General features: G+C 58.9%; 21 protein-coding genes and 1 pseudogene. 17 read left to right on the forward strand and 5 right to left on the reverse strand.

The annotated features are described in order from the left end of the window. The first annotated feature begins 449 nt into the window (after positions 1 to 449). The 4 genes and pseudogenes from KVQ74_RS17505 (at position 450) to KVQ74_RS17515 (ending at position 5,921) form a co-directional block, all read left to right on the forward strand. The gene (locus tag KVQ74_RS17505; RefSeq protein ID WP_217832428.1) at positions 450 to 2,423 is read left to right on the forward strand and encodes an acyltransferase family protein; all 1,974 of its coding nucleotides are present in this window, start codon (positions 450 to 452) and stop codon (positions 2,421 to 2,423) included. A gap of 286 nt (positions 2,424 to 2,709) precedes the next feature. Beyond that, positions 2,710 to 2,911 (forward strand): annotated as a pseudogene (locus KVQ74_RS29310) (hypothetical protein); the annotation flags it as partial. A 29-nt stretch (positions 2,912 to 2,940) separates the two neighbouring features. Further along, a complete protein-coding gene (locus KVQ74_RS17510) occupies positions 2,941 to 4,527 on the forward strand; it encodes an ABC-F family ATPase (protein ID WP_217832429.1) in 1,587 nt (528 codons plus the stop codon). A gap of 209 nt (positions 4,528 to 4,736) precedes the next feature. After that, the gene (locus KVQ74_RS17515; RefSeq protein ID WP_217832430.1) at positions 4,737 to 5,921 is read left to right on the forward strand and encodes an MFS transporter; all 1,185 of its coding nucleotides are present in this window, start codon (positions 4,737 to 4,739) and stop codon (positions 5,919 to 5,921) included. 15 nt (positions 5,922 to 5,936) lie between these two features. Here the strand turns inward: KVQ74_RS17515 and KVQ74_RS17520 are convergent, their stop codons facing one another. Further along, positions 5,937 to 6,974, reverse strand: coding sequence for an alpha/beta hydrolase family protein (locus tag KVQ74_RS17520; RefSeq protein ID WP_217832431.1), 1,038 nt, complete (start codon positions 6,972 to 6,974; stop codon positions 5,937 to 5,939). A gap of 237 nt (positions 6,975 to 7,211) precedes the next feature. Continuing rightward, positions 7,212 to 7,823, reverse strand: coding sequence for an FMN-dependent NADH-azoreductase (locus KVQ74_RS17525; RefSeq protein WP_217832432.1), 612 nt, complete (start codon positions 7,821 to 7,823; stop codon positions 7,212 to 7,214). Between the two features lie 131 nt (positions 7,824 to 7,954). Between KVQ74_RS17525 and KVQ74_RS17530 the strand changes: the two genes are divergently transcribed. Together KVQ74_RS17530 and KVQ74_RS17535 are read left to right on the forward strand one after the other, a co-directional pair. Further along, a complete protein-coding gene (locus KVQ74_RS17530) occupies positions 7,955 to 8,863 on the forward strand; it encodes a LysR substrate-binding domain-containing protein (RefSeq protein WP_217832433.1) in 909 nt (302 codons plus the stop codon). Next, positions 8,860 to 9,219 (forward strand): MmcQ/YjbR family DNA-binding protein, encoded by a 360-nt coding sequence (locus tag KVQ74_RS17535; RefSeq protein ID WP_217832434.1) that lies wholly within the window; start codon positions 8,860 to 8,862, stop codon positions 9,217 to 9,219. The genes KVQ74_RS17530 and KVQ74_RS17535 overlap by 4 nt, the downstream gene beginning before the upstream one ends. 22 nt (positions 9,220 to 9,241) lie before the next feature. Here the strand turns inward: KVQ74_RS17535 and KVQ74_RS17540 are convergent, their stop codons facing one another. After that, positions 9,242 to 9,670, reverse strand: a complete 429-nt coding sequence (locus tag KVQ74_RS17540) for a DUF1294 domain-containing protein (RefSeq protein WP_217832435.1) — start codon at positions 9,668 to 9,670, stop codon at positions 9,242 to 9,244. Next, positions 9,667 to 10,497: an undecaprenyl-diphosphate phosphatase gene (locus tag KVQ74_RS17545; protein ID WP_217832436.1), complete on the reverse strand. Its 831-nt coding sequence runs from the start codon at positions 10,495 to 10,497 to the stop codon at positions 9,667 to 9,669. The genes KVQ74_RS17540 and KVQ74_RS17545 overlap by 4 nt, the downstream gene beginning before the upstream one ends. A gap of 293 nt (positions 10,498 to 10,790) precedes the next feature. Here KVQ74_RS17545 and KVQ74_RS17550 point away from each other — a divergent pair, with 293 nt between their 5' ends. From KVQ74_RS17550 to KVQ74_RS17590, 9 genes are all read left to right on the forward strand, one after another. Beyond that, the gene (locus KVQ74_RS17550) at positions 10,791 to 12,425 is read left to right on the forward strand and encodes a methyl-accepting chemotaxis protein (RefSeq protein ID WP_217832437.1); all 1,635 of its coding nucleotides are present in this window, start codon (positions 10,791 to 10,793) and stop codon (positions 12,423 to 12,425) included. A 144-nt stretch (positions 12,426 to 12,569) separates the two neighbouring features. Next, complete coding sequence (pnuC, locus tag KVQ74_RS17555) at positions 12,570 to 13,133, forward strand: nicotinamide riboside transporter PnuC (protein WP_217832438.1); 564 nt, start codon at positions 12,570 to 12,572, stop codon at positions 13,131 to 13,133. After that, positions 13,130 to 13,654, forward strand: a complete 525-nt coding sequence (locus KVQ74_RS17560) for an AAA family ATPase (RefSeq protein WP_217832439.1) — start codon at positions 13,130 to 13,132, stop codon at positions 13,652 to 13,654. The genes pnuC and KVQ74_RS17560 overlap by 4 nt, the downstream gene beginning before the upstream one ends. Positions 13,655 to 14,011: 357 nt before the next feature. Continuing rightward, entirely contained in the window at positions 14,012 to 14,461 is a 450-nt protein-coding gene (locus KVQ74_RS17565; RefSeq protein WP_217832440.1) for a hypothetical protein, read from the forward strand. A gap of 1 nt (position 14,462) precedes the next feature. Further along, the gene (locus KVQ74_RS17570; protein WP_217832441.1) at positions 14,463 to 15,035 is read left to right on the forward strand and encodes an adhesin; all 573 of its coding nucleotides are present in this window, start codon (positions 14,463 to 14,465) and stop codon (positions 15,033 to 15,035) included. Between the two features lie 71 nt (positions 15,036 to 15,106). Further along, positions 15,107 to 16,129 (forward strand): heme utilization protein, encoded by a 1,023-nt coding sequence (locus KVQ74_RS17575; protein ID WP_217832442.1) that lies wholly within the window; start codon positions 15,107 to 15,109, stop codon positions 16,127 to 16,129. 63 nt (positions 16,130 to 16,192) lie between these two features. Further along, complete coding sequence (locus tag KVQ74_RS17580; RefSeq protein ID WP_217832443.1) at positions 16,193 to 16,873, forward strand: C39 family peptidase; 681 nt, start codon at positions 16,193 to 16,195, stop codon at positions 16,871 to 16,873. 44 nt (positions 16,874 to 16,917) lie between these two features. Continuing rightward, on the forward strand, positions 16,918 to 17,664 hold the full coding sequence (locus KVQ74_RS17585) for a hypothetical protein (protein ID WP_217832444.1): 747 nt from the start codon (positions 16,918 to 16,920) through the stop codon (positions 17,662 to 17,664). Positions 17,665 to 17,709: 45 nt separating this feature from the next. Further along, complete coding sequence (locus tag KVQ74_RS17590) at positions 17,710 to 19,014, forward strand: autotransporter outer membrane beta-barrel domain-containing protein (RefSeq protein WP_217832445.1); 1,305 nt, start codon at positions 17,710 to 17,712, stop codon at positions 19,012 to 19,014. A gap of 97 nt (positions 19,015 to 19,111) precedes the next feature. On the opposite strand, the gene KVQ74_RS17595 is transcribed toward KVQ74_RS17590, so the two are convergent. Further along, entirely contained in the window at positions 19,112 to 20,437 is a 1,326-nt protein-coding gene (locus tag KVQ74_RS17595) for a sigma-54 dependent transcriptional regulator (protein ID WP_217832446.1), read from the reverse strand. 344 nt (positions 20,438 to 20,781) lie between these two features. On the opposite strand from KVQ74_RS17595, the gene KVQ74_RS17600 reads away from it, so the two are divergent. Both KVQ74_RS17600 and KVQ74_RS17605 read left to right on the forward strand, forming a co-directional pair. Beyond that, complete coding sequence (locus KVQ74_RS17600; RefSeq protein WP_217832447.1) at positions 20,782 to 21,048, forward strand: hypothetical protein; 267 nt, start codon at positions 20,782 to 20,784, stop codon at positions 21,046 to 21,048. 284 nt (positions 21,049 to 21,332) lie between these two features. Beyond that, the gene (locus tag KVQ74_RS17605) at positions 21,333 to 22,619 is read left to right on the forward strand and encodes a hypothetical protein (protein ID WP_217832448.1); all 1,287 of its coding nucleotides are present in this window, start codon (positions 21,333 to 21,335) and stop codon (positions 22,617 to 22,619) included. Positions 22,620 to 22,621 lie beyond the last annotated feature (2 nt).

The following is a 22,621-nucleotide window of genomic DNA, read 5'->3' on the forward strand; positions in this document are numbered from 1 at the left end:
CACCACCAGAATGCTTCACAGGATAACGCCAGCGCTACCGACACCTGCGGCGCCGCCAGCCGCCGATAACCGCATTCGACTTGCAGCCATAACGGCATTAGCGATCGTAGTCAGTAGTGGCAGCATTATTTGCCGCCACCAAGGATTTAGCGGGAGAGGCCGACCCAAGCCCGGAACCCAATACCCCAGGCATGGCGGCCAGTTGCTTATTAGCGAAGGTTTTGCTGGTCAAGGAATGATTGGTGATGCGTATCCAGATTTGATTTCAAGGTGCTGCTGATCTGGGATGGGTGGAAGGCTTGAGACCAGATCATCTGGCTCGGCGAGGGTTTGGAGGGCGCGCATGGGTGAACAGCGTGCCAAGCGCTGTAAGAGTTGGATATTTATGCCATGGATCCTTAGAATCACCTCCCTCACGGCAGGCAGCTTTCAAATTAACTAGGAACATTATGAGTAATCCGAATATTCAATACCGTCCGGATATTGATGGGCTGCGCGCCCTGGCCGTTCTGGGTGTTGTCATCTACCACGCGTTCCCGTCTTTGCTTCCAGGTGGGTTTGTTGGTGTCGATGTATTCTTCGTAATATCCGGCTACCTGATCGGTACGATACTATTAAAGAGCCTGGCAAAAGACACATTTAGCTTCAGCGACTTTTACTCACGTCGCATCCGTCGGATATTCCCCGCTCTATTCGTTGTTCTGGCTTTCTGTTTGATAACAGGCAAGCTGGTTCTGCTTGATGATGAGTATCGACAGCTTGGCAAACATGTCGCTGCCGGCGCCACTTTCATCGCAAACTTTGCCTTCTGGAGTGAAAGTGGTTACTTCGACACCGCCGCGGAGCTTAAACCACTGCTACACCTTTGGTCTCTGGCTATTGAAGAGCAGTTCTACCTGTTCTGGCCGCTAGTACTGTGGGGAGCATGGAAGCTGCGCGCAAACATGTTGGCCGTGACCATCGTTATCGCGATTGTTTCGTTTGCCATCAATATTACCCAAATCAATAGTAATCCCGTTGCAACATTCTTCCTGCTACCGAGTCGCGCATGGGAACTGCTTGCAGGCAGTATCCTGGCCTGGCTCGCTCTTCAAGGTGGCGGGGCAACAGAACGCACGCAGCTTCGCACGTTGCTTGATGATTTGGCTGGCATGCTTGGGTTGGCCCTAATCGTTTGGGCGATGTTTTTTGTCCATAAGTCTGACGCGTTCCCCGGTTGGTTTGCACTTGCGCCGGTTACCGGTGCTGTCCTTTTGATTGCTGCAGGCCCGCAAGCACGCGTCAACCGCTTTCTGCTGTCGAATAAGCCGGCAGTATTTATCGGTCTGATCAGCTTCCCGCTTTACCTGTGGCATTGGCCGCTACTGTCGTTTGCAAGGATTGTTCAGAGCGACGTCCTTAGCCGAGAAATCCGATTGGCAGCAGTCCTGCTTGCTATCGGACTTGCATGGCTCACATTCAAGTTCATTGAGCCCCCTTTTCGCAGTGGCAACCATAGATTAGGCAAAGTTGTCGCGCTGGTTTCAGTCATGGTTGTGGCTGGTGCCATTGGCTATAAAGGCCTCATCAGCCCAAAAGGCGTTGATGAGGCTGAAACCATGGCCCTGACAAAGAGTTATCAAACCATGGCCCTGTCAAAGGAAAACTGTGAAAAGCAATTCCCCGATTGGACCAGCATCACCGACAACGCCTGTCGCTTCCAAAAAGAGTCAGACAACTCCGTTGCCATTGTTGGCGACTCTCATGCTGGACAATTATTTCTTGGCATTAGTGAACAACTGAAACCAAGCGAAGGGGTTGCGGTGTTTTCAGCCAGCTGCGCGGCACCCTATATTGACATTGCAACTGCACAGAAAGACGAGAACGCACAGAAAGTCAGGAAAGGCGCATATAAGCTTATAAATCGTGCGTACGATTACATAATTGACGACCCAAAAATAAAAGTCGTTATTCTGGCTCACCTCCCAAACTGCTCTTATCAAGATGCCACCGACATGAGAAATCCTGCCAATGGCGACTACAAGACAGCTCTGAGTGATGGAATGAAGCGGACCTTCTCAGCACTGACTCAGGCGAACAAGAAAGTAATTGTGCTGCTGGATAATCCATACCTGCCTTACGACCCCGCAGCGTGTGCTGAACGCCCTTTCAGGCTTACAAAAAATGCGGACCACTGTTCCTTTCCGCGCGAGCAATTCGATAAAAACCAGCCTTTCACCGACTACAAATCGCTTGTAGTAGCGGCGACTAAAGACTTCCCGCAAGTTAAAATACTCGATCTTTCTACCAAGCTTTGCGATGAAAATCGCTGCTATCTCGCAAAGGATGGTCGTTTGCTTTATAGCGACAACAGTCACCTCAACTTTGATGGCTCTCGATATGTTGCACCTTACTTAATCGACGCAATTGAGAGTAATAATTAATTTTTAGATTCTGAGGGTGCTGCTGTCTGCTGACGCAGCACTCAACACTGGATCTCTTGCCCGCGCTAGCGGGCTTTTTATGCTCATCAGAAAGGTGCGACAGCCTTCACTTTATAATTTCGTCGTGAGCCTCAACTTGGCGACTCTCCCCGGAGAACGCCTCCTCTCTCGATATCACCGACTCGTCCTCCAGGAAAACCGGCACGTCCTGTTCAACGCCAACACATCAAGCAGACCTCTGACCCCACAAGCCGCGGAGGCCGGCTGGCGTCCTGGCGTTCGTTAGCGGTCGCCATACAACTGCCGTCATACTTATGCGACAATATGCAAAATGTCTGGCATGAATCCCGCCTTTATTGCCCAACAGCTTGGACACAGCGTCCGGATGCTGCTCTCGAACTACGCCCTCCGGCTGAACTCAGGGGGGTTAATGGGCAGAGATGGAAAAGCTCAAAATGCTTCAGGAATGGCCCAAGCGCCAATCGTGAGGCTTGCAACTCATTGATAGGTAAAGCAATTGATCTCCACAGCTAACATCACGATGCAGTTCGGCGCCAAGCCGCTGTTCGAAAACGTTTCGGTCAAATTCAACAACGGCAACCGTTATGGCTTGATCGGTGCCAACGGTTGCGGCAAGTCGACCTTCATGAAAATCCTCGGCGGCGACCTCGAGCCGTCCGGCGGTCAGGTCATGCTCGAGCCGAACGTGCGTCTGGGTAAATTGCGCCAGGATCAGTTCGCCTACGAAGAATTCACCGTGATCGACACCGTGATCATGGGTCATGAAGAGCTGTGGAAGGTCAAGGCCGAGCGGGATCGCATCTACTCGCTGCCGGAAATGAGCGAAGAAGACGGCATGGCCGTGGCCGAGCTGGAAACCGAGTTCGCCGAAATGGACGGCTACACCGCCGAATCCCGCGCCGGTGAACTGCTGCTGGGTCTGGGCATTCCGCTGGAACAGCATTTCGGCCCGATGACCGAAGTCGCGCCAGGCTGGAAGCTGCGTGTATTGCTGGCCCAGGCACTGTTTTCCGATCCGGAAGTGCTGCTGCTCGACGAACCGACCAACCACCTGGACATCAACACCATTCGTTGGCTGGAAACGATTCTAACGGCGCGTAACAGCACCATGATCATCATTTCCCACGACCGTCACTTCCTCAACAGCGTCTGCACCCACATGGCCGACCTGGACTACGGCGAACTGCGCCTGTTCCCGGGCAACTATGACGAGTACATGACGGCCGCGACTCAGTCCCGCGAGCAACTGCTGTCGGACAACGCCAAGAAGAAAGCGCAGATCGCCGAACTGCAAACGTTCGTCAGCCGCTTCTCGGCCAACGCCTCGAAAGCCAAGCAGGCCACTTCCCGCGCCAAGCAGATCGACAAGATCCAGCTGGCCGAGGTCAAGCCATCGAGCCGTGTCAGCCCGTTCATCCGTTTCGAGCAGACCAAAAAGCTGCACCGTCAGGCCGTGACCATCGAGCACATGTCCAAGGGCTTCGACGGCAAGACCCTGTTCAAGAACTTCAGCTTCACCGTCGAAGCCGGCGAGCGTGTCGCGATCATCGGCCCGAACGGTATCGGCAAGACCACCCTGCTGCGTACGTTGATGGGCGAACTGACCCCGGACGCCGGCTCGGTGAAGTGGACCGAAAGCGCCGAGCTGGGCTACTACGCTCAGGACCACGCCCATGACTTCGAAGACGACGTCACTCTGTTCGACTGGATGGGCCAGTGGACTCAGGGCGAGCAGATGATTCGTGGCACTCTGGGCCGCATGCTGTTCTCCAACGACGAAATCCTCAAGTCGGTCAAAGTCATCTCCGGTGGTGAACAGGGCCGCATGCTGTTCGGCAAGCTGATCCTGCAAAAGCCGAACGTGCTGGTGATGGACGAACCGACCAACCACCTGGACATGGAATCGATCGAGGCGCTCAACTTGGCGCTGGAAAACTATCCAGGCACGCTGCTTTTCGTCAGCCACGACCGTGAATTCGTATCGTCCCTGGCCACTCGCATCATCGAGCTGAGCCCGAACGGCGTGACCGACTTCAGCGGCACCTACGATGACTACCTGCGTAGTCAGGGTGTGGTGTTCTAAAAAGCAGCGTTGAGTTTTTAGCGACAAGCGGCAAGTGAAAGCCCCGTCCCTGGTGACGGGGCTTTTTGCATTCAGCGGCAAAAGACTTGTGGGATGAGGTCCTGCAAGTGGATTGCGCTTCGGAGGAGAAAAATAGTTAGCCTGCTTTCTTTTGTTGTGCACAAAAGCCATGATGCAGCTCTCCCACCGCCGCCCGCGAACGAGCCCTCATGTCTGCGCAGCAACAGCCACCGCAAAGCTCAATGGCGATCACCCTGCAGATCGTCTCCATCGTTTTCTATACCTTCATTGCCTTTCTCTGCATCGGTCTGCCAATCGCCGTACTGCCCGGTTACGTCCACGAGCAACTGGGGTTCAGCGCCGTCATCGCGGGGCTGGTGATCGGTTCGCAATACCTCGCCACCCTGCTCAGCCGGCCGATGGCCGGGCGCATGTCCGATACCGTCGGCACCAAACGGGCGATCATTTATGGTTTGTCGGGAATTGTCCTCAGCGGCGTGCTGACGCTGATGTCGACGTTGCTGCAAAGCGTTCCGCTGCTCAGTTTGCTGATCCTGATTGCCGGCCGTCTGCTGCTGGGGATCGCCCAAGGCCTGATCGGCGTCGGCACCATCAGTTGGTGCATGGGCCAGGTCGGCGCCGAACACACCGCGCGTTCGATCTCCTGGAACGGCATCGCGTCCTACGGCGCCATTGCCATCGGCGCACCGCTGGGGGTGGTGATGGTTGCCGACTATGGTTTCGAGAGTCTGGGCATCGTCCTCTCGCTGCTGGCCGGCGCGGCGCTGCTGCTGATCCGCAACAAGCCGTCGGTGCCGGTGGTGCGCGGCGAGCGCCTGCCGTTCTGGGCGGTGTTCGGGCGGATTGCCCCGTTTGGCGCCAGCCTGAGCCTGGCCTCGATCGGCTACGGCACGCTGACCACCTTTATTACCCTGTATTACCTGAATCGCGGCTGGACCGGAGCGGCGTACTGCCTGACGGTGTTCGGCGTGTGTTTCATTCTGTCGCGGCTGGTGTTCATTTCCGCGATCAGTCGCTTCGGCGGCTTCACCTCGGCCATCGCCTGCATGACCATCGAAACCGTTGGCCTGGCGCTGCTGTGGCTGGCCCCCTCGACCGGCTATGCGTTGATCGGTGCCGGGTTGACCGGGTTCGGCCTGTCGCTGGTGTATCCGGCGCTGGGCGTCGAGGCGATCAAGCAAGTGCCCAACTCCAGTCGTGGCGCGGGGTTGAGCGCTTATGCGGTGTTCTTCGACCTGGCGCTGGCGATTGCCGGGCCGCTGATGGGCGCCGTGGCGCTGAACCTGGGGTATTCGTGGATTTTCTTCTGCGCGGCGTTGCTGTCGGTGAGCGGGCTGGGGCTGACCTTGTTGCTCAAGCGCCGGGCGGTATAACCCCGGACAGATGACCTATTGATCCGCCGTCTGCATCCCCGCCCGATTCGGCTTGCCCAGCGCATGGGAGAAAAACCGCCCGGCCTCGGAAATCAGGTTGCGGTGAATGTCTTCACGATCCACCCCGTCGGCGTCGGTGCACAGTGCCGGCATCGCGCGGATCTGCTCTTCATTGCACGGCGCCATGAATACAAAGTGCCCTGCCCCGGCCAGCAATTTGAAGTCCGGCGCCGTCGGCAGTTTGCGCGCCAGAGCGGCGGCGTTTTTGTCGAAAGCCACCAGTTTGTCACCGTCGCCGCTGTACAGCAGAACCGGCACATGCACGTCGGCCAGGGTATGCCGGCCGAATTTCAGGCTCAGCGGCGCCATCAGCAACAGCGCATGCACACGGGGATCGGCCACCGGCTGCAGGTCATCGCGGTCGACGATCAATTCGCCCTGGGTGTTACAGGCGTCGCGGTCGTCCGGACGCTCCTGACAATACCGACGCAGGCGATCCAGATCCGGGGTCGCACCCGACAGGATCAGCGCCGTCTCGCCACCCGCCGAGTAACCGATGACACCCACCTGATCGGCGTTGACGAACGGCGCGAGCATGCGGTCGCCGAGGGTCGCGGTGATAGCTTCGGAAATCTGGATCGGCCGCCCGTACAGGTTGCTCAGCGTGCCGAGACGGCTGTGGTCCCGGGAGTTGTCGCCGGGATGGATCACCGCCACCACGACAAAGCCCTTGCGCGCCAGCGACGTGGCGAGGTCATGCAGTGCCAGCGGCGTGCCGGTGTTGCCGTGGGACAGCATCAGCATCGGAAAGCGGCCAATGGCGACCTTGGTGTCTTCGCCGGCTTCGACCGAATAGCCCTCGAGCAGGCTGACATGTTCGCGGTCGCTGGAAGGGTAAAAGGCGATGGCGCGCATCGGTTGCAGATCCAGCGGATCGAGGAACGTCATCTCGTGATAGCCGACGCTCCAGTGCTGATGCAGCCCGGGCGCAGCGTGCACTGAATTCAGGCTGCCGAGCAGGCAAATCAGTAACGTTGCACAAAGACGCATCATGGGATGCCCCACCCTGTTTGTTACTCAATCGAAAGATCCGTTTCACCGCGATGCCCGGAACGCGGCGCTTCGCGGGTCCGGTGCAGCGTTGCACTCAGACGTTGATCGTTTGACTGCATAACCCGGGCCAGATTATGTAACAGTCAGAAACAAAAAACTCCGTATCTGGCCCTTGCAGAACCAGAATACAGAGTTTTTTGGGGATTGCCTGAACGAGAGCTGTTCTTTACGCAAGCCTTACGCGGCGGCGAACAGTTGCTCGCTGATCTTCGCTTGAGCGCTGGTCAAAGCGTTATTGCGTACTTCTTCGCCATATCCAAGACCTTCGGCACGGACGATCTCGATGTCGGTGATGCCGAGGAAATTCAGAATCAGTTTCAGATAGTCTTCGTGAGCAATACCGCTGGCCTGACCGGCGTGGATGCCGCCGGCAGTAGACACGATTACCACTTTCTTGCCACCGCACAGGCCTTCAGGGCCGGCTTCGGTGTAACGGAATGTCTGGCCGGCAACGGAGATGCGGTCGATCCATGCCTTGAGTTGGGTTGGCACGGTGAAGTTGTACATCGGCGCAGCAATCACGATGGCATCGGCAGCGATGAACTCGGCCAGGGTGGTGGCGCTCAGTTCAGCTTCGTGCTGCTGTGCGGCGTTACGCAGTTCAGCGGAGGTGCCGGCAGCCACCAGGGTGGTGGACGAGAAGTGGCTGATGGCGTCGGCAGCCAGGTCGCGGTAGGTGACCACGGCGCTTGGCTCAGCGGCTTGCCAGGCTTTGGTGACCTGGCTGCTCAGCTGACGGGAAGCCGAGTTGTCGCCCAGAATGCTCGAATCGATGTGCAGCAGTTTCATGTGGAATCTCCTGGAATGAATCGCCGGCGGCGACGGAATGGAGGCAATCCTACCCATGAAACCAATAGCTGATTAGTCGGCTGAAATGCGATAGTTTGTCCCATTGATAGAACAGTCGGATTTTCCCCCCCATGCAGGACCTCAACGATCTCTACTATTTTGCCAAGGTGGTGGAGGCCGGCGGGTTCGCCGCCGCCGGCCGTTTGCTGGGCATTCCCAAGTCACGCCTGTCGCGGCGCATCGCCGAGCTGGAAGAACGTCTCGGCGCGCGTCTGCTGCAACGTACTACCCGGCAACTGAAACTCACCTCCGTCGGCGAACGTTATTTGCGCCACTGCCAGGCGATGATGCTGGAAGCGGAAATGGCCGACGAAGCCGTCGCCAGCATGTCCAGCGAACCTCGTGGGCGCCTGCGGGTGTCTTGCCCGACAGGATTGGCCCATCAGATACTGCCGACCGTGATCAGCACATTCCTCGGCAAATTCCCCCAGGTGCAACTGGAAATGGTCCTGCTCAATCGCCGGGTCGACCTTATTAATGAAGGCATCGACGTCGCCCTGCGGGTGCGCGAACATGGCGACGAAGACCCGATGCTGGTGACCCGCCGTCTGCGTCAGGCGCAAATGGTGGTGGTGGCGAGTCCGCGGTTTATCGAAGGCCATGAGATCAAGCATCCTCAGGACTTGAGAAACCTGCCGGTACTGGGTGCGCTTGAAGCTGATCGCCTGGTGCATGTGCGCCTGCTCGATCAGCAAGGCAAAAGCTGCGACCTGGCGCTGGAGGCCCGGTTGGGGATCGACGACTTCATCGTGCGCAAGGCCTGTGTGCTGGCCGGCCAGGGTTTCACCCTGCTGCCGATGATGTTTTGCGAAGCAGAACTGAACAACGGCACCATGGTGCAATTGCTGCCCGAGTGGTCACTGCCCGGCGGCTGGCTGCAAGCGGTGTATCCGCATCGGCGCGGGGTGATGCCGGCGGTGCGGGCGTGGATCGATCATCTGGTCGAATCCTTCAATGCGTGTGGGGAGCGGTTGTTATGAAACAAGGAAAGATGAACGAAGCGGACGTTGCGGCGTTCTGCCTGGCACTGCCGGGCGCTCGGGAAGACTACAAGTGGGGAGGCGTGCGGGTGTTTTCGATTGCCGCCAACAAGATGTTTGCCTTGCAGGGCCTGCGCGGCGACTCGCTGGCGTTCAAGGTCGACAAGGACCTGTTTCTCGGCCATTGCGACCGCCCGGGCATCCACCCGGCGCCGTATCTGGCCCGGGCGCAATGGATCATCATGCACCCGCCCTACCCCTTGGGCGCCGAGGAATTGCAGGGGTTGCTGCAACGGTCTCACCAGTTGGTGGTGAGCAAGTTGCCCAAACGCACGCAGGCGGGATTGTTGCTGTAACTGCAATCCGGTTTGGATGGTTTCAGAATAAGGCCAGCAGGTTCGCCCCCAGGAACAACTGATCGATCCAGAACACCTGATGCAGCACCACGATCATCCAGAACAGGATCTGGAACGACACCTTGCGCGTCTTGTGCCGGAACACCTGCTGGGCGATCAACGCGCCCGGCCAGCCACCGGCCAGTTCCACGGCGTGCAGGATGTTCTCCGGTGTACGCCAGGCGTCGGCGCGGGCCTTGCGCTTGTCGGCCCAATACATGAAGAACGCCAGCACGCTGACGAGGCCATAGGCCGCCAGCGGTATCAGCGAGATCCCGCGCAGCCACATCGACAGCGAGCCGAACAGCGGCAACGCGCAGACGATAACCAACACCACCAGCTTCAATTTCAGATTCTGAATATGGCCGCCGGCGGGGCCGCGATCCGGGCGGCGTGCGCGGGAATCACTCATGGCTTGGCCGCCGTCCAGTCGACCCAACCGAACTGCCAGGTCGCCAGAATCACCAGACCGAAGACGATCCGATACCAGGCGAACGCCGCGTAGCTGTGGCTGGCAATGAACTTGAGCAAGCCGCGCACAGCGATCATGGCGAAAATGAACGCCGTGACGAAGCCAATGGCAAACACCGGAACGTCGGCCGGCACGAAGATGTGGCGGTACTTGTAGCCCGAGTAAACCGCCGCCCCGACCATCGTCGGCATGGCCAGAAAGAACGAGAACTCGGTGGCCGTCTTGCGCGACAGGCCGAACAGCAGGCCGCCGATGATGGTCGAACCGGAACGCGAAGTACCCGGAATCATCGCCAGGCACTGGGCGAAGCCGATTTTCAGCGCGTCTTTCCAGGAGATGTCGTCCACCGTTTCGGCGTGCACTTCATGCTGGCGCTGTTCGGCCCACAACATGATGATGCCGCCCACCACCAGCGCAGCAGCAACGGTGATCGGGTTGAACAGATACTGGTGAATCAGATCGGCAAAAATCACCCCCAATACCACGGCAGGCAAGAATGCGATCAGCAGGTTGGCAGTGAAACGCCGCGCACCGGGCTGGGTCGGCAAGCCGACGACGACATCGAGGATCTTGCGGCGAAACTCCCAGACCACCGCGAGGATCGCGCCGAGCTGAATGATGATGTTGAACGCCATGGCCCGCTCGCCACCAAAGTCGAGCAAGTCCGCAACAATGATCTGGTGTCCTGTACTTGAAATGGGCAAAAACTCCGTCAGCCCTTCTACAACTCCTAGAATCAGCGCCTGCAAGGCGGTCCAAAGATCCATCAATCCCCCAAAGAAGCGATGCGTCTGCATGCCCCGATAGTATTTATATAGAGCGTTCACTGCGTTCAGCGTAGCTGACTTCCCGCGCGCACAGGATCCACACGGAACAGTCAAAATTCCGTGAAAAATCAAAACCGACTCAGGTTTTTGCGTGCGGGGCCGAAATCCTATCAGACAAGCCGAAATAGCGCTGCCGCGTTATACGACTTGCGTCGCGTATGCCTCAATGCCGAAACGTGGTTGGATGCTGGCGGCGACTTATTACAAGAAAAAGAATCTGGAGTGACAGCGTTATGAACAGCTTGCGCAGTGTGTCGATCAGCCGACGCTTGTGGCTCATCTTGATTGTGGCGGTGGTCATGTTGCTGACCTTGGGCGTATTGATGCTCAAGCAGATTCACGATGACCTGTATCACGCCAAGGCTCAGAAAACCCAACATGTGGTGCAGACCGCCAGCGGCATACTGGCCTATTACCAGGGCCTGGAAGCAGCCGGCACCCTGACCCGCGATGTCGCCCAGAAACAGGCGATGAGTGCGATTCGTGGCCTGCGCTATGACCAGAACGACTACTTCTGGATCAACGACCTCACTCCCGTGATGGTCATGCACCCGGCCAATCCCAAGCTCGAAGGTCAGAACCTCTCGGCGATCCGCGATCCGGACGGCTTCGCGGTGTTCAACGAGATGGTCGCCATCGCCAAGGCCAAAGGCGCGGGCATGGTCGATTACCGCTGGCCGAAGCCGGGCGCCAGCGAGCCGGTGGCCAAGACTTCCTACGTGAAACTGTTCGAACCCTGGGGCTGGATCATCGGCTCCGGCGTGTACGTCGACGATGTGCAGGCGGAGTTCCAGGGCCAAGTGATCAAGGCCTCGGTCGTCGGCCTGGTGATTGCGGTGATCATGGCCCTGCTGGTGATTCTGATTGCCCGCAGCATCGTGCGACCGTTGCAGGAAACCGTGAACGCCATGGCCAACATCGCCAGCGGCGAAAGCGACCTGACCCGCAGCCTGGACACCCACGGTCAGGATGAGGTCACCCAGTTGGCCCATCACTTCAACGGTTTCACCGCCAAACTGCGCCGGGTGATCGGTGACTTGCAGTTGTCCGCCAGTGCCCTCGGCCAGTCGTCGAGCGAACTGGGCAACGATGCGGCCCAGGCCCAGGAACGCAGCCAGCAGCAATCGCAGCAGATGGAACTGGTGGCGACCGCGATCAATGAAGTCACTTATGGCGTGCAGGACGTGGCGAAAAACGCCGAGCACGCCGCCAGTGAAATGCGCGATGCCGAAGCCCAGGCGCAACAGGGTCAGGTCAACATCGACAGCAGCCTGCAGCAGATCGACAAGCTGTCCGGCACCATCGATCAGGCCGTGGAAGTGATCCGCACCCTGGCCGCCGAAAGCACGCAGATCGGCAGCGTTCTGGAAGTGATCCGTTCGATTGCCGAGCAGACCAACCTGCTCGCGCTCAACGCCGCAATTGAAGCGGCGCGGGCCGGTGAACAGGGTCGCGGTTTTGCGGTGGTGGCCGACGAGGTTCGCTTGCTGGCCCAGCGCACGCAGAAGTCCACGGCGGAGATCCAGAGCATGATCGAACGCCTGCAAAACCACTCCGAGGCAGCGGTGAAAGTAATCGGCGACAGCAGCAAGGCGTCGCAGTTGACCATCGAGCAGGCCGGCCTCGCCGGGGCCAGCCTGAACGCCATCGGCCAGGCCTTGCGCAACCTCAATGGCCTGAACGCCTCGATTGCCAGCGCCACCCTGCAACAGGCGCACGTGGTCGAGGACATCAACCAGAACGTCACCCAGGCGGCAGGCCTGTCCCACAGCACTGCGCTGGCGGCCGAACAATCGAGCGCAGCCAGCGTGCGACTGGGTCAGTTGAGCGAACAGTTGAACGCTTTGCTGCGTCAGTTCCGCGTATAACGCAGTACCTGTGTGGGAGCGAGCCTGCTCCCACACAGGGGCTTGCTCAGGTTTCTTGCGCAAACCTCCCCGCCATCCCGAAAACTTGTCCGCGCCTCCTTTCCCGGTACAATCCGCCCCCTCTTCCCTTCTCAAGGATTGCGCATGTCCGGGCTCGAACTGTTTGCCGCCGCCCTCGGTGTGATCGCCGTCTGGCTGACGGTCAAACAGAATCCGTGGTGCTGGCCGATCGGGCTGGTCATGGTGCTGCTGTACAGCTGGATCTTCTTCGAGGTGAAGCTGTATTCGGACATGTTGCTGCAAGTGATTTATGCCGCGCTGCAAGTCTATGGCTGGTGGCAGTGGACCCGGCACGGTGCGACGCACGACGGGCGTCAGGTCAGCCGGCTCGATTCCCGATCGATTGCGCAGGCCCTGTCGGTCGGTGCTGTCGGCAGCCTGCTGCTCGGTGCGGCCATGGCCCACTGGACCGACGCCGCACAACCCTGGCTCGACGCGGCGCTGACCGGATTCAGTCTGGTCGCGCAATGGTGGATGGCGCAAAAGCGCTTGCAGTGCTGGGCACTGTGGATCGTGCTGGATGTGATCTTCGTCGGCCTGTTCCTTTATAAGGACCTCTACCTCACCGCTGCGCTGTACGCCCTGTTCACCCTGATCGCGGTGCAAGGCTGGCGGGAATGGCGGGCCGATCCGGCGCTGCAGCCATGAAAGTGGTTGTCCTGACCGGCCCGGAGTCCACCGGCAAAAGCTGGCTGGCTGCCGGCCTGCAGCAGCAATTCGGCGGCCTGCGCGTGGACGAGTACGTGCGTCGTTTCATCGAACTCAATCCCCGGGACACCTGTCTGGCGGATATTCCCGAGATCGCGCGCGGCCAGTTGCAGTGGGAAGATCAGGCACGGGCGCAACGTCCACCGTTGCTGATCCTCGACACCCACCTGCTGAGCAACATGCTGTGGAGCCAGACCCTGTTCGGCGACTGCCCGGCATGGCTGGAAACCGAGTTGCTGGCCCGGCATTACGACCTGCACCTGCTGCTCTCTCCGCAACAGGTCGAGTGGACGGACGACGGCCAGCGCTGCCAACCGGATCCGCGCGAACGCATGGATTTCTTCAACGCCACCCGAAACTGGCTGAATCAACACCGGCAACCGTTGCAGATCATCGAAGGCAATTGGCAGGAGCGACGCGACCAGGCGTTCAGCGCGGTGGCCGGGTTGCTGCGTACCTGACCCCGATTCGCGGGGCATTGGCCCCGGCCTTTCCCCTGTTTTGGGCCAAAAGTGTCCACTTCTGAAACACTCCCCCTACTGCAAAGTGCCCGTCTCAACGGGCTTCATCGCTTTGTCATGGCAGTTGTTAAGCGCTTGAAACAGTTCCGCGCAAACCCTTGTTCCAGAGCTTTGCAACGACTTTGGCCGGTTGCAGGGGGCAGTGCCTGTTTCAAGGTTGAAACAGATTTTGTATCACGGCTGCATCCTTTCCATCTAACCCATTGAAAATCCGGTCTTTTTAAAAAGCGGCACAGCTTTGGCTATCTCCTTCACAACGCTGAACAGGCTCAGCCCACTGAAGAAGGAATGGCCACCGTGGGAAACTTCAATAAAGCCTTTACCTGCCTTCTGCTGATCGGATCAGCGGCCAGCACACTCATCAGTTTCAACGTTCAGGCCGAAGGCAATGGCGTGATCGTCCTCAATCGTGACGTGCAACCGATCCCGATTGGCCGCAGCGGCGGCAAAGACCCCTACCCCACGACTGTGAACGCCAACCCGACCGGCCGGATCGACCAGGCGATGACCAGCACCGAACTCAATGACGGCGACTTTGCCAGTGTAGCCAGCGGATCGTCGATTCGGGGCAACATGGTCACGCCCGACTCGACCATGCCCGGAATGAACGTCCTGACCAATCAGAACGGTCTGCCCGGCATGAGCGCCGGTCATGGCGGCGGCGGTGGCGGCACGATCTCCAACACCATCAACCGTTCCATGGGCGCTGGCCTGGCTCCGCTGACTCGCATGGCTGGAGGCCAATGACATGAATCGTTCCCTGCTCCTGCTTGCCCTGATCGCCTGCACCAACGTCATGGCCGATCCCAGCTCTGTGAACAACGCGAACATTCAGGACACCGGCATCCAATACAAAGGCAACTACAACGTCAACCAGGCGGCCGGCGACCAGATGCAGCAGACCAACACCAAGGCCATCGCCATCGGCACCGAAGCCAGCGCAACCACCAGCGTCATCCAGCGCATCAATACACCGGCCGACCGCTCGACCAACGCGAGCGCCACCATCGGCGGCACCTCTTTCAGCAATGGCAACGGAATCCTGGGCGTGAACCAGGGCGCCGGGGCCAACAACCAGATGGCCAACGTGACGCGCGTCAGCATCAGTGCTGCCCCGCAGAGCGTTGACGATAGCGCCCTTTCCCAACAGAACGTGGCGTTGTTACCGAGCTCAGGAGCAACTGGCACCTCACCCGGCAGTCGCCAGGTCACGACAAGTGACCAGGCCTTCACCGGCAGCCGAGGGGTAATCCAGGTGAACCAGAGTGCCGGGGTGGGGAACCGCATGGCTAACACCCTGAGCATCCGGGTCGCAGACTGACCCAAACAAAAAGCAGTGCAATTAGAAAGTACCAACACTTAACCAACTAATAAGCACGACGGAGAAACACCATGAAACCTACAATGGCTCTCAAACCACTGGTTTTCGCACTCGCAGCAGTGATGGCAATCGCAGCACAGGCAGGCGGTCGTGATGATGATCACGGTCATGGTAACGGGCATGGCAATGGACACGGTCATGGCAACCATGATCCCAAAGGCCCTACCCTTGAAGAACTGCTGCAAATCGGTGCTGGCGCTGGGGCTGCCGTGATCGATGTGCAAAGCAGCTCGGGCAACCTGGTCGGCAACCAGGGCACCAAAAATGATGCCAGCGTCAGCAACTCGGCCAACGGCACCAACGGCAACGTCGGCATGAACAACACCGCCGGCGATGGCAACCAACAAGACAACGCCGCTGCACTGGCTACCGCCGACGAAAGCTTCATCTTCGGTTCTGCTGTCGCTGTTTCCAGCGCCACCCAGACCAACACCAACAACGCCGTGGCCAACTACTCCACCACCAACACGGCGAGCCTCAACAACGTGGGTAACGGCGGTTCCGGCAACATTGGCGTGAACAACAGTGCCGGCAACTTCAACCAACAGAAAAACAACCTGGCAATCGCTGTATCGGGTGGTCGTGTAGCTAACGCTGCCGCAGCCGCCAACCAAAGCTCCAGCGGTCTGACCGTCGCCAACAACGGCGTTCAAACCTACAAAAAAGATACCCTCACCGGCACTTTCGCCGCCGCTGGCGCGTTCTACGCCGAAGGCACCGCGAAAATCCAGGACGACGATCACGGTCACGGCGGTGGCGGCTATGGCAACAATGACAGAGGCCATGGCGGCAACGGTGGTGGCAAAGATCAGAAAGCTACCTTCGAAGCCCTGGGTGTCTTTGGCCTGGCTGGTGTGACCACTCAACAAGTGATGACCCCAGACGGCTGGAAAAACCCTGTCACCAACAACGCTACCATCAGCAACGTAGGCAACAACTTCTCCGGCAACGCTGGCTACAACAACGCCGCCGGTGTAGGCAACCAACAAAGCAACTCGCTGTCCATCGCCGCAGGTTGCAAAGCCTGCATGTAAACGCGATCGAAACGAAAGCCCCGGAAACGGGGCTTTTCCTCAGTCCGCATAGGCGTATCGATCATGCGTAAAACTGCCCTTATCGCTCTGCTTTGCCTGTCCGGCCTGACCCAGGCCGCCCAGATGCCAGTAGCCGCCCTGCCAGGTGGCGTGCTGGTTTATAAAAACGTGCAAAGCATTCGTGAGCGCAAGTTTGCCGACATCGTCGAGCAAAAAACCGATTTCAGCTGCGGCGCCGCCGCACTGGCCACGATTTTACGCCAGGCCTATTGGCTCAACGTCGATGAAGAGCACGTCATCAAAGGCATGCTGGTCAATGCCGACCAGGACCTTGTTCGCACTCAAGGTTTCTCCATGCTGGACATGAAGCGCTACGTAGAAAGCATCGGCATGCGCGCCAGGGGCTACAAGATTCCACGGGAAAAACTCGACGCGGTCACTATCCCGGTGGTGGTACTGATGGAAATTCGCGGATACAAGCATTTCGTGGTGATGCAGCGGGCGGATAAGGATTGGGTTTACATCGGAGACCCGGTTCTGGGACACAAACGCTACAGCCATGATGACTTTGTCAAAGGTTGGAACGGCATCGTTTTTGCCATCGTCGGCCCCGGATACGACAAGACCAATGCACTTCGCAGTCCTCCGGTTCCGCTGACCGCCAAGAACAAGCTCGATGCTTTCAACCCCGTCAAAGATGCTGAATTGATGGACTTCGGGTTCATACAGAGCGACTTCTTTTAATCGCCGATGATAAAGAGTGGGGCTGGATGTCCCGGGAGCAGCAGATGAAAACCTCATACTGGCTGGCCGCCGCCTGCCTGGCAGCGAGTGCATCGGGCTACGCCAATGCAGGATTCAAACCCATCGAAATCAAGGACCAGGAGCTCTCGGAGCTGCGCGGTCGCTACGTGATGCCGGGACGGATCATCAGTTTCGGCATTGTCATGAGCAGTACCTGGCGCAACGCCAGTGGTGATCTGATCGGGGCATCGGCCTCGATGCAACTTCAGGCAGCAACGATCAAACCCGAATTCTATGTCTCGACCATCAAGGAAACCGGCAATGGCAGCACCCCCGACACGGGGACTGGCAGTGTCGTGGGTGGCGCAGGCCTCAACACCTCGCAGGGCGTGACGCAGAGCGTGCGCGCCGCCGGCGACGGCAACAGCGCTTACAACAACGTTGCGATCAACGTCAAAGAGGCCAACCAGGCTCCGGCACTGGCACCGGTTCAAGGCCAGGCACTGATGGCCGGCCAGACCATCACCGGCAGCAATGCCGCCGGCAACGTCGCCGTTTCGGCCACCGGTGGTGGCGTGCAAATGGCGATCCAGGCCAGCGGCAATCAGGGCACCGCGCTGCAACAGGTCGCCCAGAGCGGGCTGCTGCAGAACACCCGGCTGCTGGGCAACGCCAACGTGGTCAACAACCTGACCCAACTCAACGTGGTCCTGAATAATAACGGCATGAGCGCCGGCGCACTGGACTGCAACCTGACTCAACTCAGGGCACTACGTAATATTGGATATTGAACTACGCTGAGTCTCGATCATTGGGCTTAAAGGGACGGCTTATTCATGTATCGATCAGTTTCACTGCGTGCCGCTGTTTGTTTGAGTACTCTTCTACCTGCGGCGATGCTGCAAGCAGCCCCCGACGCAGATGTAGAAGCCCTGAAACAGGAACTTCTGGAGCTTAAGCAACGATACGAAGTACAACAAAAGGCCCTGGCGGTACTCGAACAACGGGTTCGCCAGGTCGAGGATCAACCCGCCTCACCGCCCCCAAAACGCCTGGCCAAATCGCCTTCGGACATGAAAGGCAACCGGGTAGCCAACGGCACGGGGGCCGCTGCGGCATCAGGAGGCGCCGCCGGGGGCAGTGGCGCTTCCTATGGCCAGTCACTGGCCGATGATTCCCAACCGGCACAGAGCGTGTCCAACCTGTACGACGAGGCCAGCGGCTTCTTCGGCGGCGGCAAGTTCAGCTTCGAGACGGGTATCACCTACTCGCGCTACGACACCCGCCAACTGATCCTCAACGGCTTCCTGGCACTGGACTCGATCTTCCTGGGCAACATCAACCTCGACCGGATCAAGGCCGATACCTGGACCCTGGACCTCACCGGCCGCTACAACTTCGATAACCGCTGGCAGTTCGACCTGAACGTGCCGGTCGTGTATCGCGAATCGACGTACCAGTCCGGCGGCGGCAACGGTGGCGCCTCCAACGTCACCACCGAGCAGGACGTCTCTCGCGACCCGACCATCGGCGACGTCAACTTCGGGGTCGCCTACAAGTTCATGGACGAGTCGGTCAACACCCCGGATGCGGTGGTTTCCTTGCGGGTCAAGGCACCCACCGGCAAGGATCCGTTCGGTATCAAGCTGCGCCAGACCGACGCCAACTCGAACCTGTTCGTGCCTGACACCCTGCCGACGGGCAACGGCGTCTGGTCGATCACCCCGGGCATCTCGCTGGTCAAGACGTTCGACCCTGCGGTGTTGTTCGGCAGCTTGTCCTACACCCACAACTTCGAGGAGTCGTTCGACGACATCAGTTCGACCGTCAACCAGAAAAACCCGGGCAAGGTACGCATTGGCGACAGCTTCCAGATCGGTGCCGGTGTGGCTTTCGCTCTGAACGAGAAAATGAGTATGTCGTTCTCGGTGTCTGACCTTGTGCAACGCAAGAGCAAGCTGAAACAGGATGGCGGGGATTGGGAATCGGTGGTGTCCAGCGACGCCAACGCCGGTTACTTCAACGTCGGCATGACCATTGCGGCCACCGACAACCTGACCATCGTGCCCAACCTGTCCATCGGCATGACCGACGATGCCCCGGACTTCTCCTTCAGCCTGAAATTCCCGTACTACTTCTGATGCAAAAAGCCCCGCCGATGCGGGGCTTCTCTTTGCAACCGATCGCCGCCTTCGCCGGATCCTGAATGGAACGAGCGAAGGCGGCGATCTTTCGTTTCTAGCGGATCTGATGTTTGTGCAGCAAGCGGTAGAACGTCGGCCGGGATACCCCTAGCACTTTGGCCGCCACACTCAGGTTGTCGCTGTGCCGGTTCAGCACATCGCACAACGCCTGGCGTTCGGCGCGGTTCTTGTAGTCGTCGAGGGTGCCGATCGGCGCGGTGATCGATTGCTGGCTCATCAGCCCCAGGTCGCGGGCTTCGATCTGCCGCCCTTCGGCCAGCACCAGGCCACGGCGCACGCGGTTGGCCAGTTCACGGACGTTGCCCGGCCAGTCGTGCTTGCCCATGGCAATCAACGCGTCCTCGCTGAAACTGCGTGGACGGCGGCCGGTTTCATGGCTGTAGAAGTGGGAAAAATGGTTGGCCAGCATCGACAGATCGCCATGTCGCTCGCGCAACGGCGCGGTCACCACTTGCAGGACGTTGAGCCGGTAATACAAGTCTTCGCGGAAGCGTTTTTTCTCGATGGCCGCTTCCAGATCGACGTGGGTCGCCGCCAGCACCCGCACATCCACCGGGATCGGCTGGCTGCCGCCGACTCGCTCGATATGTTTCTCCTGGAGGAAACGCAGCAGGTTGGCTTGCAACTCCAGCGGCAGGTCGCCGATTTCGTCGAGAAACAGCGTGCCGCCGTTGGCCGCCTCGATGCGCCCGACCTTGCGTTGATGGGCGCCGGTGAAGGCGCCCTTTTCATGGCCGAACAGCTCGGACTGGATCAGGTGTTCGGGAATCGCCCCGCAGTTGATGGCGACAAACGGCTTGCTGTGGCGCTGGGACTGGAGGTGCAGCGTGCGCGCGACCAGTTCCTTACCGGTGCCGCTTTCACCGCGAATCAGCACTGGCGATTCGGTCGGCGCCAGTTTGCTCAGCAATTTGCGCAATTCGCGGATCGGTTTGCTGTCGCCGAGCAACTCGTGTTCACGCTGGTCGACATGAATATTGCCCTGCCCGCGCAGGCGCGCCATGCCGAAGGCGCGGCCCAGAGTGACCTGCACCCGGGAGACGTCGAACGGCAAGGTATGAAAGTCGAAAAACCATTCGCAGACGAAATCGCCGACATTCTGCAAACGCAGCATTTCCTGGTTCAGTACGGCGATCCATTCGGTGCCGCTGCGGCTGATCAACTCTTTGACGGCCTCGGGCCGATCCAGGTGAACAGGCTGCAATCGCAGCAACCCGACATCGCAACTGCGATCGGCGGCATTCTCCAGGTTACAGCTGTCGACATCCCAGCCTACCGCACGCAAACCGGGTAACAGGCGGTGGCAGTCATCGCAAGGATCGACCACCAGTAAACGTCGTAACGCAGGCGCTTCGCTCATGACTGTTCCTTGGCGCCAAATTATAGGAATTGGTTTTAAAAACAGTCATTTGGCAGACCTGACTGTAACGTTAGCAAGAATTTGACGGCGCCTTGTATCAATTGCTTATAGGCATGCAATACAACGAGTTATAAGAACAGGCTTGGTTAGTTGCCTATCGAATTGATTCTTTCACCAGGCTTTCAAAAACTGACGCAAAGCAATTCTTACGAAAGAAAGTTGAAATTTCTTTAAATCGTTTGTGACCCGCCACCCGGTTGCGTGCATCAGTACAAGTAACTCGCCGAACGGTAAGCCCAACCGACGGCACATCACTTGATTGGGCACTACAGAGAGAAGATCCCATGACCGCCCCGCTCCGTATCAACGAAGCTCTTTTGATTGCCAACCGCGCATTTGAACCCTTCCAATGCGTGGCCTGGGCGCCACAAGACGGCAATGGCGAACTCAGCCTGACCGTTATCGACCGCACCAATTCGCACATCGGCCGCACGCAGATTCCAAGCAGCGCCTATTCCGATCCGGCCCAGCTCGAATGCCTGCTGCAGCAGGCCCGCGCCGAGCTCAGCGAAGAAGGTTATGCCCTGCAATCGTGGTCGATGCCACATTGATAAAAAGGCGATGGAGATGACATTCAAATCATCTCCATCGCCTCTTTTATATTAGTTGCCAAACAGTCTTTTATCTTTGGCGCTTGTATAAGTTTTCGACAGTTTCCGGCCTTATTGCTTGGCAGGCTTGCGACTGGTTCCCAAAGACACTGTTCTGGCACAGTGCGACCCTCCACCTGTTAGTTCTGTCAGTTGTACTTGCACCCGTTCAGGGATTGAATGTTTCGCTGTGCAGTTACCCACCCGGCACCCGGGCATTGGTCGACTCGCAAGGAGAAGCGTGCATGCCCACTCAGAACGCTATTGCGCTACCGACGCTAGCGAATACCGCCGGATATCTCGATAAACAATTCGCCGCCCACGGCGTCGCGCAAGTGTATTTCGCCGACAGCCTGTCGAGCATGACTCAAGGGCTGGCGCTCGACCCGCAGGGCCGGATCCTCGTTGCCGCCAAGGTCGGCACGGTGCAAGGCAGTCGTTTCGGCCTGGCGCGCTTGCTCAGCGATGGTTCGGCCGACTTGAGCTTCGGTTATCAAGGCAGTGTGGTCGGCCAGTTTGCCGCCGGTTTCGAAGCCACGGCCGGCAAAGTCCAGGTGCTGCCCGACGGGCGGATTCTGCTGGCGGGCCTGCATTACGAAAACGCTCATCGCACCCTTCCCGCCCTGGCGCTGTTCGATGCCCAGGGGCGACCGGACCCGAGCTTCGGCGACAACGGCCGGCAAGTCGTGCGCCTGCCGGCCGACCTCTCCATGGGCACCCGCGATCCGTGGCTGCCACCCGGCGTGCCGGGGGCCGAAGCCTGCGATTTCGCCGTACAGGACGACGGTCACATCCTGTTGATCGCCAATCATCACTTCGAATTCTCCGACTACGCCGGCATGCTGATCCGCCTCACACCTGACGGTCATCTGGATGACACGTTCAACGGACGCGGTTTCGTGATGATCCGCCACTTGCTGCTGAATACGTGGCTCAGCAGCCTGCTGTTGCAAGAGGACGGACGCATCGTGGTGGCCGGTTCGATCGACTTTCCCCAGGAAGGCTTGCTCGCACGTTATCTGCCCGATGGCCGACTCGACGAACGCTTTGCCGAATATGGTTTCCTCGCGTTCAAGGCCCATGGGCAGAGCAGCCAGGTCAGCCAGGTCATCGAATCGGCAGGCCACCTCCATTGCTTTGGCAGCAGTCGCGACCCGATCCGCTGCGTGGCCTACACGGTCCACAACAATGGCCGCGCGGATTTGCACTGCAATGCCGGCCAGGCGCATTTGCTGGACATCGGCCACAGCGGTTGCCAATGGACCGCCGCGCAACGCATGGAAGACGGACGAATCATAGCGGTGGGCGCCACCATTGGCGGGTTCGAGGCCGATTTCATCGTCGCCCGCTATCGGGCCGACGGCAGCCTGGATCCGTCCTTCGCCGAGGGTGGCTGGCTGCGCACCCGGCTGGGCCGCAGCCTCGATACCGCCACGACCCTGGCGGTACAGGCGCAAGGTGACATCCTGGTAGGCGGCTATTCTCTCGACGGCAATTACCGTGCGGTTGTGGCGCGTTATCTGAATCAATAAAC

Origin of the sequence: Pseudomonas botevensis, assembly GCF_019145475.1 — a bacterium.
Classification (GTDB): Bacteria; Pseudomonadota; Gammaproteobacteria; order Pseudomonadales; family Pseudomonadaceae; genus Aquipseudomonas; species Aquipseudomonas botevensis.